This window comes from Aeromonas sp. 55A, from assembly GCF_051919665.1.
Lineage (GTDB): Bacteria > Pseudomonadota > Gammaproteobacteria > Enterobacterales > Aeromonadaceae > Aeromonas > Aeromonas veronii.
Genome location: NZ_JBQBEH010000008.1, coordinates 326,341 through 339,031 on the forward strand (window position 1 = coordinate 326,341; position 12,691 = coordinate 339,031).

The 12,691-nt window shown below is 61.0% G+C and carries 13 protein-coding genes; 1 reads left to right on the forward strand and 12 read right to left on the reverse strand.

The window, feature by feature from the left end:
* Window positions 1–9: 9 nt before the first annotated feature.
* The 10 genes from ACTG2G_RS05255 to ACTG2G_RS05300 all read right to left on the reverse strand — a co-directional run bounded on the left by ACTG2G_RS05255 (window position 10) and on the right by ACTG2G_RS05300 (window position 9,208).
* Entirely contained in the window at window positions 10–735 is a 726-nt protein-coding gene (locus ACTG2G_RS05255) for a copper homeostasis protein CutC (RefSeq protein ID WP_439985247.1), read from the reverse strand.
* Between the two features lie 41 nt (window positions 736–776).
* Window positions 777–1,679 (reverse strand): ROK family protein, encoded by a 903-nt coding sequence (locus tag ACTG2G_RS05260; RefSeq protein ID WP_421236333.1) that lies wholly within the window; start codon window positions 1,677–1,679, stop codon window positions 777–779.
* Window positions 1,680–1,787: 108 nt separating this feature from the next.
* Window positions 1,788–2,294 (reverse strand): GNAT family N-acetyltransferase, encoded by a 507-nt coding sequence (locus tag ACTG2G_RS05265; protein WP_005338408.1) that lies wholly within the window; start codon window positions 2,292–2,294, stop codon window positions 1,788–1,790.
* Window positions 2,282–3,088 carry a M48 family metallopeptidase gene (locus ACTG2G_RS05270; protein WP_421387471.1) on the reverse strand — a complete coding sequence of 269 codons (807 nt, stop codon included), beginning with the start codon at window positions 3,086–3,088 and terminating at the stop codon, window positions 2,282–2,284. Before ACTG2G_RS05270 ends, ACTG2G_RS05265 begins: the two co-directional genes overlap by 13 nt.
* Before the next feature lie 181 nt (window positions 3,089–3,269).
* Window positions 3,270–4,244: a PstS family phosphate ABC transporter substrate-binding protein gene (locus ACTG2G_RS05275; RefSeq protein ID WP_216951835.1), complete on the reverse strand. Its 975-nt coding sequence runs from the start codon at window positions 4,242–4,244 to the stop codon at window positions 3,270–3,272.
* Between the two features lie 177 nt (window positions 4,245–4,421).
* Complete coding sequence (gene phoR / locus ACTG2G_RS05280) at window positions 4,422–5,717, reverse strand: phosphate regulon sensor histidine kinase PhoR (RefSeq protein WP_216951836.1); 1,296 nt, start codon at window positions 5,715–5,717, stop codon at window positions 4,422–4,424.
* An 8-nt stretch (window positions 5,718–5,725) separates the two neighbouring features.
* Window positions 5,726–6,415: a phosphate regulon transcriptional regulator PhoB gene (gene phoB / locus ACTG2G_RS05285; RefSeq protein ID WP_026457670.1), complete on the reverse strand. Its 690-nt coding sequence runs from the start codon at window positions 6,413–6,415 to the stop codon at window positions 5,726–5,728.
* 101 nt (window positions 6,416–6,516) lie between these two features.
* Window positions 6,517–6,930, reverse strand: a complete 414-nt coding sequence (locus ACTG2G_RS05290) for a VOC family protein (RefSeq protein ID WP_167572379.1) — start codon at window positions 6,928–6,930, stop codon at window positions 6,517–6,519.
* Between the two features lie 35 nt (window positions 6,931–6,965).
* Window positions 6,966–8,246 (reverse strand): GGDEF domain-containing protein, encoded by a 1,281-nt coding sequence (locus ACTG2G_RS05295; RefSeq protein ID WP_266134087.1) that lies wholly within the window; start codon window positions 8,244–8,246, stop codon window positions 6,966–6,968.
* Between the two features lie 167 nt (window positions 8,247–8,413).
* Window positions 8,414–9,208, reverse strand: coding sequence for an AraC family transcriptional regulator (locus ACTG2G_RS05300; RefSeq protein WP_429204565.1), 795 nt, complete (start codon window positions 9,206–9,208; stop codon window positions 8,414–8,416).
* A gap of 233 nt (window positions 9,209–9,441) precedes the next feature.
* On the opposite strand from ACTG2G_RS05300, the gene ACTG2G_RS05305 reads away from it, so the two are divergent.
* Window positions 9,442–10,341, forward strand: a complete 900-nt coding sequence (locus ACTG2G_RS05305; protein WP_266134089.1) for a DMT family transporter — start codon at window positions 9,442–9,444, stop codon at window positions 10,339–10,341.
* A gap of 81 nt (window positions 10,342–10,422) precedes the next feature.
* Here the strand turns inward: ACTG2G_RS05305 and ACTG2G_RS05310 are convergent, their stop codons facing one another.
* Window positions 10,423–11,118: a response regulator gene (locus tag ACTG2G_RS05310; protein WP_005338420.1), complete on the reverse strand. Its 696-nt coding sequence runs from the start codon at window positions 11,116–11,118 to the stop codon at window positions 10,423–10,425.
* A gap of 3 nt (window positions 11,119–11,121) precedes the next feature.
* The gene (locus ACTG2G_RS05315) at window positions 11,122–12,690 is read right to left on the reverse strand and encodes an ATP-binding protein (protein WP_021229142.1); all 1,569 of its coding nucleotides are present in this window, start codon (window positions 12,688–12,690) and stop codon (window positions 11,122–11,124) included.
* Window position 12,691 lies beyond the last annotated feature (1 nt).

Genomic DNA, 12,691 nt, shown 5'->3' on the forward strand with positions numbered 1-12,691 from the left:
GCGATCTGCTTAACCGCGATCCAGCAATGCTCTGACCGCAGCGACCTTGGCACCATCGGTGATATTGACCCGACCATCATCCGAAGTGCCCATATTCACTCCGTGCGGCACCATGCCACCGCGCCAGCCCATGCCGGACATATGCACTTCACTCACCCCGGTGAACTCGATGATGGTACGCACATTGTCGGCATTGACCCCGGCGCCCGGCATCAGGCTGGCACGTCCCGCCAGCGCCTGCTGCATCTCCTGCAGGGTCTCGAGCCCAGCCAGCGCGGTTGCGGCGTGGCCCGAGCTCAGAATACGCTCGCAACCGGCCGCGACTATGGTCTCCAGATCCAGACGCCAGTCGGAGGAGAGGTCGATGGCGCGATGGAAGGTGACCCCCAACGGGCCGGCAGCATCCACCAGCTGTTTGAGCTTGGCGGCTGGCACCCGCCCCTCCTCATCCAGCAAACCGACCACCACCCCTTGCAGCCCCGCAGCGCGTGCCGCCGCGATATCTTGCAGCATCATCTCGAACTCGCCGTCGTTGAAGCAAAAATCCCCGGCGCGCGGGCGGATCATGGCGTACACCGGCACGGTGGCGTGGCGGGCAGCCAGTTGCATAAAGCCGTAGGAGGGGGTCAGACCGCCCAGCCCCAGCGCAGAGCAGAGCTCGATGCGATCCGCCCCGGATTGCTGGGCGGTAAACAGGGATTCCAGGTTGTCGATACAGATTTCAAGACGGGTCATGAGGACTCCTTTTTCGGGGAGATCAGACCCCACATCTGATCTCATAGATTGAGCAAGGCTGCGCCGCGCACACCACCGGCACCGCCGAAGCGAGCCTGGCGGATCTCGGGCAGGGCGACCCCGGGCAGCAAGTGACCGGGCAGACGCAGCGGCAGCTGTTCATAGAGGGCGGGCAGGCCGCTCAGGCCGCCCCCCAACACCACCACTTCGGGATCAATCACCGAAATGGCGGTGGCAAGCCCGGCGGCCATGACCTCCAGCCAGCAGTCGACCGTCTCGACCGCATGGGGTTCATGGGCCTCGAAGCGTCCCACAATCTGGTGACCCGTGGCGCGCTGGCCATGGAAATGATGATAGAGACGCTCCAGACCGGTGCCGGAGGCATAGGTTTCAAAACAGACCAGACGGCCGCAGCCGCAACGGGGACGGGGCAACTCGGGGAACTTCATCAGCATGGTCGCGGGCAGGGGGTAGTGACCAATCTCGCCAGCCAGCCAGTTGCGCCCCTGAATAAGCTTGCCCGCCAGATAGACGGCGCCGCCGATGCCGGTGCCAATGGTGACGCCAAGCGCACTGCCTGCGCCGTCGGCTGCCCCTTGATGCACTTCGGACCAGAGGAAGCAGTTGGCGTCGTTATCCACCTTGACCGGCCGCTCCAGCAGCTCGGCCAGATCGGCACCCAGATGGCGACCATTGATGGAGGGTAGATTGGCCGCCACTATGCTGTGATCCTGGCTGTTGATGACACCGGGGAAACCGATGCCGACCGAGCCCCGAGCGCCGAAGCGGGCATCCGCCTGCTCGACCCGGGAGCGGATCAGCTGCTGCAGCCCCTCGTAATCGTTGCCCGGGGTGCTCATGCGCTCCTCGTGGCAGAGGTTCAATGCACCGTCATAGACCGCGAAGGCGATCTTGGTGCCACCGATATCAAAGCCGTAATACATGCCAGCACTCCCTTGTCAGCCCGTGTTTATCCAACTCTGTTCCAAGGGGGACATTGTATTAATTCGCAAAAAAAATAAAGTGACCGAAGGCGAAAAACGGGAGAGTGATCAGAGCAAACGGCTCATTTGTCGCTGCAGGCAGGGCTGCCCGAGGCTTATCAGGGTGCGCTCCTCGCCATCAAAAACGAAGCCGCGGCGCAGGTAGAATCCCTCGCCAATGTGGTTGCCATCGAGCAGCCACAATTTGACGCTATGGCAACCGGCGCGGCGCATCTGCATCGCCACCGCCTGCCACAGCCGTTTGCCATAGCCTTGTCGCCAGTGGTCGGGATGGAGGTAAAAAGCGCGGATCAGGGCATGGCTCTGTCCCGCTTCCTGCTGTGGTTGCCAGTAGAGCAGACCAATCACCACCTCATCGAGACAAAGCAGCATGGGCCTTGGGCCCGGCTCGGCCAGACGGCTCTGCCAGATCTGCAGATGCGCGGTGACATCGAGCTGTTCCAGCAGGTCGGCTCCGAGCACCTGGCCATAGGCAGCGAGCCAGCTGGCTCGCTGCATCACCGTCATGGCGGCAGCATCGTCGCTGCGCGCCATGCGCAGGCTTATGCCTTGCATTGGGGCACCAGACCGTTGGCGCGGGCCTGCTCATAGAGCGGCAACACTTGCGTCTGTTGCGCCTGCAACTCGGCGATCCGGTTCTCGTTGCTCGGGTGGGTGGAGAGCAGTTGCGGCGGGGTGTTGCCACCGGCGGCGGCACTCATGTTTTGCCACAGGGGGATTGCCTCGGCCGGATTGAACCCGGCGCGCGCCATCAGCTCAAGCCCCAGCCGATCCGCTTCGCTCTCCTGAGTGCGGCCGTAGGGCAGCATCACTCCGACCTCGACCCCGAGGCCAAGGGCGGCCATGGTGGCGCCGCGATACTCGCTGGTGCCCATGGCAATGTCCGCAGCCGCCAGACCGATCCCCGCCAACTGGCTGCGTGAGAGTCGCTCGTTGGAGTGCTGGGCCAGCACGTGAGTCAACTCGTGACCGATGACGGTCGCCAGCTGATCCTGATTCTTGGCCACCTTGAGCAGGCCGCTGTAGACCCCGATCTTGCCGCCGGGCAGGGCGAAGGCGTTGACCTGCTTGGAGTCAAACACCACCACTTCCCAATTGGTGATGCCATAGCTGGCCGGCACCTGGGCGGTCACCGCCTTGGCGACACAGGAGACATAGGCGTTGAGTTTGGCATCCTTGCTCACCTTCTCCTGCTTTTTCATATGCTCGAAGGAGTCGGCACCAAGCTGGTTCATCTGCTGGGGGGAGTAGAGCAGCATCTGGCTGCGGCCAGTCGGCGACTGGGCGCAGGCGACCAGCAGGGAACTACAGAGGGCTACCAGGCCAAACTTGGAGAGGGACGCAATCATGAAGGGATCCTTTGCCATAACGTTGCCCTATTCTCGGAAATGCAGCCCTGCTACGCAAGGGAACCTGCCCCCGGCTGGCGGAAAAACATCCATCCAGCGCTATTAACAGAACTGACAGTCACCAAAAACAAAACGAGCCCGATTGGGGCTCGTTTTATCAGTAGATGCTGGCAGCAAGCGGTTACATGATGCCCAGCTTTTTCAGATCCGCCTGCACCACCTTGGCCGGTACCGGTACGTAGCCATCTTTGGCAACGATGTTCTGGCCCGCCTTGGAGAGCATCATCTTGACGAACTCCTGCTCCATCGGAGAGAGCGGCTTGTTCGGATGCTTGTTCACGTAAACGTACAGGAAGCGTGACAGCGGATATTTGCCGGTGATGGCATTATCGGCAGTAGCATCGACAAAGGTCTTGCCATCCTTGGAGAGCGGAATGGCACGAACGCCGGAGGTAACGTAACCAATACCGGAGTAACCGATACTGTTGAGGGAAGCGGAAACAGACTGCACCACGGAGGCGGAACCCGGCTGCTCGTTCACACCGCTCTTGAAGTCACCATTACAGAGCGCGTGCTCCTTGAAGTAACCGTAGGTGCCGGATACCGAGTTGCGACCGAACAGTTGCAGATCCTTGCCGGACCAGCTGCCATCCAGACCCAGATCAGACCACTTGGTAGCCGCCTTGGCTTCGCCGCACTTGAGTGTGCTGGAGAAAACGGCATCAACCTGCTGCATGGTCAGCCCCTTGATGGGGTTGTCCTTGTTGACGAATACCGCCAGGGCATCGACGGCAACGCGGATAGCGGTCGGCTTGTAGCCATAACGCTTCTCGAACGCTTCGATTTCACCGGCCTTCATGGCGCGGCTCATGGGACCAAACTGGGCAACCCCTTCGGTCAGGGCGGTCGGTGCGGTAGAAGAGCCGGCAGCCTGGATCTGGACATTGACGTTGGGGTAGACACGCTTAAATTCTTCTGCCCACAGGGTCATCATGTTGGCCAGAGTATCAGAGCCGACAGAGGACAGGTTGCCTGAGATACCGCTGGTCGGAGTGTAATCCGGCAGATCCTTGTCGACACCATAGGCCAGGGTGCTGGCAGAAAACAGGGTTGCTGCGGTAAATCCGATTACACCAGCCAGTTTGTTGAGTTTCATCCAATCTCTCCAAAGTTACAGAAGGTCCGTTCTTAAGACGGCGCCAGTATCTGACCTGGCAGTGACAAATTTATGGATTAAATGTGACACTTTAATGACATGACAACAAAGTTGCACAAATGCAGAGAGGGCCCGCATTGTGGCCCTCTCGAATTTACTAACCCATTGTCATAAAAGCTATTTTAACACCACCATACGAGCCGGTATCAGGAAGCTGAAGCGACTGCCAAGGCCGACACGACTTTCAATCTCGAGCTGACAGTCATGATGACTGAGGGCATGCTTGACGATGGCAAGGCCGAGTCCGGAGCCACCGGTGTGGCGGGAGCGGGCCTTGTCGACCCGATAGAACCGTTCGGTCAGCCGCGCCAGATGCTCGGGGGCAATCCCCTCCCCCTCATCCCTCACGGCAAACAGCGCCATTGCCCCCTGCTTGCGCCACTCCACGCTGATCTTGCGCCCTGCCGGTGTGTAGTGGATGGCGTTGTAGACCAGATTGGAGACGGCGCTGCGCAGCTGCTCCTTATCCCCGCGCACAAACAGGTCTGGCTGCACCATGAATTCGATCTGGTGGGCCCGTTCGCCCGAGAGCGCCCGCGCCTCCTGCTCCAGCAGTCCGAGCATGGCAGGCATGTCCACCAGATGGGAGAGATCCACGGTCGGGGCCGCCTCGATGCGCGACAGGGTGAGCAGCTGGTTGACCAGATTGTCCATCCGGATGGTCTGCTCCATCATCACCCGGTGCGCCTTGGCCCACATGGCAGGCGGGGGCGGATCTTCAGTCATCTCCAGATAGCCCTTGAGCACGGTGAGCGGAGTGCGCAGCTCGTGGGAGACATTGGAGACAAAGTGCTTGCGGGTCTTCTCCAGACTGCGCAGGCGGGTGACATCGCGTACCACCAGCATCGCCTGATCGGAGGCGTAGGGCATAATGCGAAACTCGAGAAACTTCTCTTCGTTGATCGGAGAAGTCATCTCCAGTGGTTCATCATAGCTCCCCTTCCCCAGATAGGCGGCAAAGGCAGGATGGCGGATCAGGTTACCAATGTGCTGACCTGCATCTTCCGGCCAGCGGAAACCGAGCAGTTGCTCTGCCAGCCGGTTGCACCATAGGATGCTGCCATCTTCGCGAAACACCACGGCCGCATCGGGCAGCGCCTCGGCCCCCTCCCGAAAGCGGCGGATCAGCCCCGCCAGCTCGCGCCGCCGAGCCCGGTGACGCTGTTGCAATTTGTAGATCCCGTTGAAAATGTGCTCCCAGCTGCCACTGCCGTTAGGTGGTACCAGGCTGCGGTCGTGCCACAGCCAATCAGACAGCCGCTTCTGAAAACGGTAATGCCAGCCCAGATGCAACACTGCCGCCACCAACAGGCAGAGGGCAAGATGATCAATCAACCAGCCAACCAATGCGAAGGGGGCGTAGAAAAACGCCATTCGCCACAACTGTCGCCGCCAGGCGTAAGGTTGCAACATAACTGCCTCTAGAGACGGGTTGAGAAGCGGTATCCGGCTCCACGCACCGTCTGGATCAATCTGTCGTGCCCTGTCTCTTCAATCGCCTTGCGCAGGCGCCGAATATGCACATCCACGGTTCTGTCCTCGACGTACACATTGGTACCCCAGACATTGTTGAGCAACTGCTCACGGCTATAGACCCGCTCGGGGTGAGTCATGAAGAAATGCAGCAGCTTGAATTCGGTCGGCCCCATGTCGAGCGCCTTCTCCTCGGCACTGACCCGGTGGGAGACGGGGTCCAGCTTGAGCCCCTGCACCTCGATCACCTCGTCTACCGAGGTAGGGGAGACTCTACGCATCACCGCATGGAGGCGAGCGGTGAGCTCCTTGGGCGAGAACGGCTTGGTGATATAGTCGTCGGCACCGGCCTCCAGACCACGCACCTTGTCCTCCTCCTCACCGCGGGCGGTGAGCATCACCACCGGGATCTGGCGGGTCACCTCATCCTGCTTGAGCTGTTTGATAAACTGGATGCCACTGCCGCCCGGCATCATCCAGTCCAGCACGATCAGTTCCGGGTAGGGTTCACGCACCTTCGCCAGTCCGTCGGCGAAATCTTCCGCTTCAATCGTCTCATACCCCTTCTGCTCCAGCACGAAACAGAGCATTTCGCGGATCGGTGCTTCGTCCTCGACCACCAGAATTCGCTTAGCCATTCCCTTCTCTCTCCTCTGTGAAGATGGGTGCGCCAATTATTAGAATTTTCTGTGACACTTTTATGACTTTATGACAGGCGGGATGATAAACGTTTTCAGATTCAGTTGGCAGCAGCGCGTTGCAGCAGGTCCCAGCGGTTGCCACTGATATCCTCGAACACTACCACGGTGCCGTAGGACTCCTGTCGAGGCTGTTCACAAAAATGGACACCATACTGCTGCATCCGCCGGTAATCCCGCCAGAAGTCATCGGTCTCGAGGAACAGAAATACCCGTCCGCCACCCTGTTTGCCAATGGCGGCCAGCTGCTCCGGGGTCGCAGCCCGCGCCAGCAGCAACGAGGAACCCGAGCTGCCAGCGGGAGCAACCCGCACCCAGCGTTTGCCCGGTTTACCCGGTTCGTCGAGCCGGGTATCTTCCAGCAGCGCAAACCCCAGCCCCTCGGTGAAAAAGGCGATAGCCTCGTCATAGTCGGCCACCAGCAGGGTCAGGGCACCAATAGATTGTCTGGTCATCTTGCTCTCGTCTTTAACATGTCATGCTACCGCCCTCAATGCGCCACTACCCGGTTGCGTCCCTGCGTCTTGGCCTGATAGAGCGCCTCGTCGGCACGTTTGAGTACGCATTCCCATGGCTCTCCCCCCCGCTCGGCCACCCCGAACGAAGCGGTCACCCGCAAGGCCAGCGGCCAATGGGGAGATGCCTCCAGCAGGGTACGCAGCCGCTCGGCCAGGATACACGCCCGCAACTCATCGTAATCAAGGCAGACCAACACAAACTCCTCTCCCCCCCAGCGCACCAGATGGCAGAGGGGATCGCAGTGGCGCAGGATCTCGCTGACCAGCAGTTTGAGCACCTCGTCTCCCACCGGATGGCCATGGCTATCGTTGATCTGTTTGAAGTGATCCACATCGATATAGACAAGAGTGCAGGGCTGCTCACCTATCTCGAGCAGCAGTCGCTCACCGCCGAGCCGGTTGAGGGCGCCGGTCAGGGCATCATAACAGGCCTCCTCGCGGGAGCGGCGATTCTCTTCACTCAAGGTCCGGTTGAGCGCCTCGGCCTCCAGTTTGGCCTGATGGGCATGCTGCAAGCGCTGCTTCATCAAAAGGTGGTTGATCAGAAAAACGGTACAACCGTAAAGAAACCAGACAAACAGGATCAGCCGATAGAAGAGGGTGGCATCGAGCCAGCTACCGTGAAACTGCAGCGCTTCGATCACCACGCCATGCTTACCGGGCGGCATATCTGAACCAGCCATAACCTCGATGGCATAAACCCGATCCAGATTGGCCCCCTGCTGCTGCAACGGCACATTGTAACGGGTGATCCACCAGGTCGCCGGGGTAAACACATCCAGTGGCACCTCGTGATCCCGGCCGTAATCCGCCGGCCGAAAAATGATCTCGTTGAACTTGGATTGCTCAGGCTCATCAACCCGGTCATAGACCGGATTGTAGTTGCGCAGATACAAGCGCCAATCCTGCTCGCCAGCCCCGGTTACGCTCAAACGGATATGAAGTGTGCCAAAACGGGTCAGATTAATCCCCTTGTCACGGGGGGTCAGGGTGAGGATAAGGCCGCAACTTGGGTAGCTGGCCGGATTGGCGGTTAACGTACAGACCACTCCGGGATGATCATCCGCCGAGGGTTGATAGCGCACCGCCCCCGGCCCAGCATCTCGTGGCTGCTGCACTGTGATGGAGAGCGGCCACTCCTTGATATCGAGAACTCGCTCTGGCCCGAACTCGAACAGCAGGATGGCACAACCGGTGAGCGCCAGCAGATACCAGAATAGTGACTCGGCCAAACGGGAACCGGACGCGATCATGCTTACCCTAACCCCTGAATATGAAGGCACAGCTATTCACTCGGGCAGACAACCGATCGTTGCTGCCAGATGGCCCATGATAACAGGGCTCTATGATAATCCCTGTAACGACAAGAAACAGGCTACTTATCATGGCATTCACACTGCATCGCTCCCGTTTTTTCCCATTAGAGCCCCCGTTCTGCCGATTGCTGGCGATAACGCTGGGGTGAACATCCCAGCTCCCGGTTGAACATGGCGATAAAGGCCGAGGTGGAGCCGTAACCGAGCCGCCAGCTGATCTCCTGAATGGGCATGTCCCCCTTGAGCCAGGCCAGCGCCTTGAGCAGCCGCAACCGCGCCCGCCACTGACCGAAGCTCATCCCCAGCTCCCGCAGGCAGCGCCGCGCCAGGGTGCGCTCTGTGGTATGCAGTTGTCCGGCCCACTGGGCCAGAGTTCGGGGATCGGCAGGATCGCGGTGTAACGCCGCCAGCATGGGAGCCAGCAGCTTGTCCTGACTCATCGGCAGGTAGCTCTCCTGACAGCGGGTGCGCGCCAGTCGCTCCACCAGTAACTCGGCCTGACGCTGATCCCACTCATCCGCCATATGGCTCACCCGCCGTTCGCAAAAATCGCTCAGCAGGGCGCGGATCAGCGGGGTGAGCAGCAGCAATCTGGGCTCTGGCGGCAGCTTGGCCGCCAGCTCGTGACTGACGTAGATGGAGGTGTAGTCGAGGGTCTGCTCGTTGTAGGAGGTGTGCTCGAGATCCGCCGGCACCCAGATAAGATAGTCGGCAGGGGCCACCAGTCGCTGATCCCCCAGCTCTATCTCCATGATCCCCAGGCTGATCATGTTGAGCTGGCCCCAGGGGTGGGAGTGCAGCACGGTCGCGCTGTCGGCCAGCATCTGCTGGTAACTGAAATAGAGCGGATTGGGAGCGGGCAGAACGGCATCTACCGGCTGAAAGTGGTGAGTGGCCATCAGCGCCCCTTGTCAGTGAGAGAGAGGAGCAGGCGTGATGCAACGCCCTGTTGGCTCGGTCTCCGGCACAGGCCAAAAGCAGCCATCAGTTGCGAGCAAACGCAGCCCGTGTGGGCCGGAATAAGGTGCATCAGAAAGAGTTGTCTTTTCCGCTGGGTCATCTGTCTGTTTTACGCTACTTGATATTATTAAGACAAGGGTAGACTTGGCCCCCTGTTAATAAGGAGCCTCTGATGCGAATCTTTTCCCCTCTTCTCTTTCCGCTGATGGCGGTACTGATCTGGGCTACCAATACCGTGGTGTCCAAGGCGGCCGCTAGCGTGCTCGACCCCGCGGCTATCTCCTTCTATCGCTGGGTGATCGCCGCTCTGGCACTGACCCCCTTCTGCCTGCCGCAGCTGTGGCGCCGCCGTAGCGAGGTTCGCCCCTGGCTCGGCAAGCTGCTGGTGCTGGCGGCCCTCGGTATGGTGCTCTACCAGTGCCTCGCTTACTACGCTGCTCACAGCACTTCGGCCACCAATATGGGGGTGATCGGCTCCCTCATTCCACTGCTCACCCTGCTGCAAGGGTCGCTCTTCTTCGGCCAGCGTCCCGGCAAACAGGCACTGCTCGGCATGAGTATCTCCCTGTTCGGGGTGCTCTGGCTGCTTGGCAAGGGCGAACCGCTTGCCCTGCTCCATAACGGCATCAACCCGGGGGATGGCATGATACTGCTGGGGTCCGCCAGCTACGCCCTTTACGGCCTCTTGATCCGCCGCTGGCACCTGCCGTTTGGCCCCTGGCTAAACCTCTACATGCAGATCCTGCTGGCGGTACTGCTGCTGGTGCCGCTCGCTCTCAGTGCCGACTCGATGGCGGTGCCGGCAGAAGGGTGGGGACTGGTGCTCTTCGCCGGGCTCGCCTCCTCCCTGCTGGCGGCTTACTGCTGGATGCGCGGCCTCGCTTGCATGGGGGCAGAGCGCACCTCGGTCTTTATGAACCTGATGCCGCTCTGTACGGCGCTGATCGCCGTCGTCGGTCTGGGGGAACCGATCCATGGCTACCACCTGCTGGGTGGCGGGCTTATTCTGGGAGGCGTGATGATCTCCCAGCTGAAAAAGCGTGTCCCACTGCCGGAACGCAATGCGGCCTGACGGGCAACATGCAAAAAACAACAAGGGAGCCGCTGGCTCCCTTGTTCATTTCTATCGTGCTCTAACGACGGTGAACCTACTTCACCCCGCCCGGCGCCAGCGGTAGCGCCGCTCCGGCCGCCCCCGCTGACCATAGTTGAGATCCACATCCACCCGGTCTTCCGACTCCAGATACTCCAGATAGCGGCGCGCCGTGGTGCGGCTGAGGGAGAGCCGCAGCGCCACCGTGTCGGTGGAGAAGACGTTCTCCGGCTCGCCCGCCAGCAGATCCAGCACCTGACGCAGGGTGATGCTGTCGATCCCCTTGGGAGTGACGCGCATCTCCTTAATCTGGGAGCGCCCCCCCTTGCCCAGCAACTTGTCGAGATCTTCCTGCTCCAGCCGACCCCGCTCGCAGAGGCGGCTGTGCAGTTGCAGGATCTCGTCCAGACTCTGCTGGATGCGAAACAGCCGCAATGGTTTGATGACGTAGTCATGAACCCCCAGGTTGAGGGCCTGCTGGATGGTCTCCACATCCCGCGAGGCAGTCACCATGATGACGTAGGCTTCGCGGTTGTGGCTGCGCAGGCGGCTCACCCACTCAAGGCCGGAGCCATCGGGCAGGGAGACATCCACCAGCAGCAGTTGGGGCACCACACCGGCCATCATGGCATCGGCCTGGGCCAGGGTGCCGGCCCGCCCCAGCAGGGAGAAACCGGGTGTCGCCGCCACCAGTTCTGACAAGATGGCACCGATCCGATCGTCATCTTCAATAACAAGCGTGATTATTGGGTCCATGGCTCACATTAATTGGTTTTTATTCAAGTAGATACCAAACAGGGTGGTCTGCTCGGCGGTTCGCCGCCATTCTATCACACCCTCGTGCCGACCCACGGTCTCCTTGACCAGGAACAGACCCACCCCGTGATCGCCGCTCTGGCGACTCACCCCGTAATCGAACAGGTGATCGGCCAGCTCCTCGTCGACTCCCTCGCCACTATCCTCCACCTCGATCACCAGTCGCCGCCCCACATCGCACAGAGAGAGCAGCACCCGCGGCGGCCGCTGCTGGCGGTTGCGCCAAGCCGCCTGCAGACCGTTGTCCAGCAGGTTGCCAATGAGGGTGATGAGATCGGCCGAGACCGAGGCCGGATACTCCGCCAGCGCCGAATCGGGATCTAGCTCCAGGGTCACCCCGAGCTCGCGGGCCCGGCTGAACTTGCCGAGAATAAGCCCCGCCACCGGCTTGTTGTCGATCAGCCGCAGCAGCTCCTGCAGCATGGTCTGGCACGCTTCGTTCTCCTGCTGGATCAGCTCCACCGCCTGATCCACATGGCCCAGCTGCAACAGGCCGGAGAGGCTGCTCAGCTTGTTGGCGAACTCGTGGCTCTGCATCCGCAGCATCTCGGCATACTGGCGCAGATGGGTCACCTGTACCCCCAGACTGGCAGCCACCTCCGGACGACTGAAGATCAGAAGCCGCCCCGGCGCCTTGCCCTGCACCGCCTGCCAGCGACCGACGAAGGACTCCCCCTGAATGGTGAAACTCACTTCTCCACCCTCCTGCTCCAGACAGGGGGCAAGGGGCGGCACCAGCTCCGCCAGCGACTGTCCCTGCAGGGCGTGGCGCCCGGTGACCGGCAGCCGCAACTGATAGCTGGCGGTGCTGTTGATCATGTTGATATTGCCGCGACCATCAAGGGCAATCACCCCTTCAGTGATGTGCTCCAGCACCAGATCCTGCAGGGTAAAGCGGCGCACGATCGCCTCCGGCTCCAGATCGAGCAGGGTCTTGCGCAGCAGGTATTGCACCCAGAGCGCCAGCAGCAGGCCGCACCCCAGCACCGCCACAATGGCGCTGATGAGCAGGGCCACCCGCTCCATGTAGATGCCCTCCACCTGCTGCATCAGGTAGCCCACCACCACGGCACCCATGACGCGCCCATCCCCGCCCACCACCGGGGAGAAGCAGCGGATCGCTGGCCCCATGGTGCCCCGATCCTTGGAGCAGTAGCTGCGCCGCTCCTGCAGCGCGGGCCAGATATCCTCGCCGCGAAACTTCTGCCCCACCAGCTCGGGGTTGGGGTGGCTGAGGCGGCGACCATGCTCGTCGGTCACCACCATATAGGTGGCGTCGGTGCGGTTGCAGACCGCCTCCACATAGTCGCGCAGGGTAGGATCACTGCCCTGACGCAGGGCCTCGACCACCCGGGTGTCCGCCGCCATGACCCGTGCCAGATCGCTCCCCTTATCCTGCAGATTGCTCTCCAGCAGATGGCGGATAAAGAGGGCCAGCAGGCTGCCCAGAATGAGGATCAGCAGCAAGGAGAGCCCAAGAGAGAGGGTGACCAACTGGTGGCGAAGTTTCATG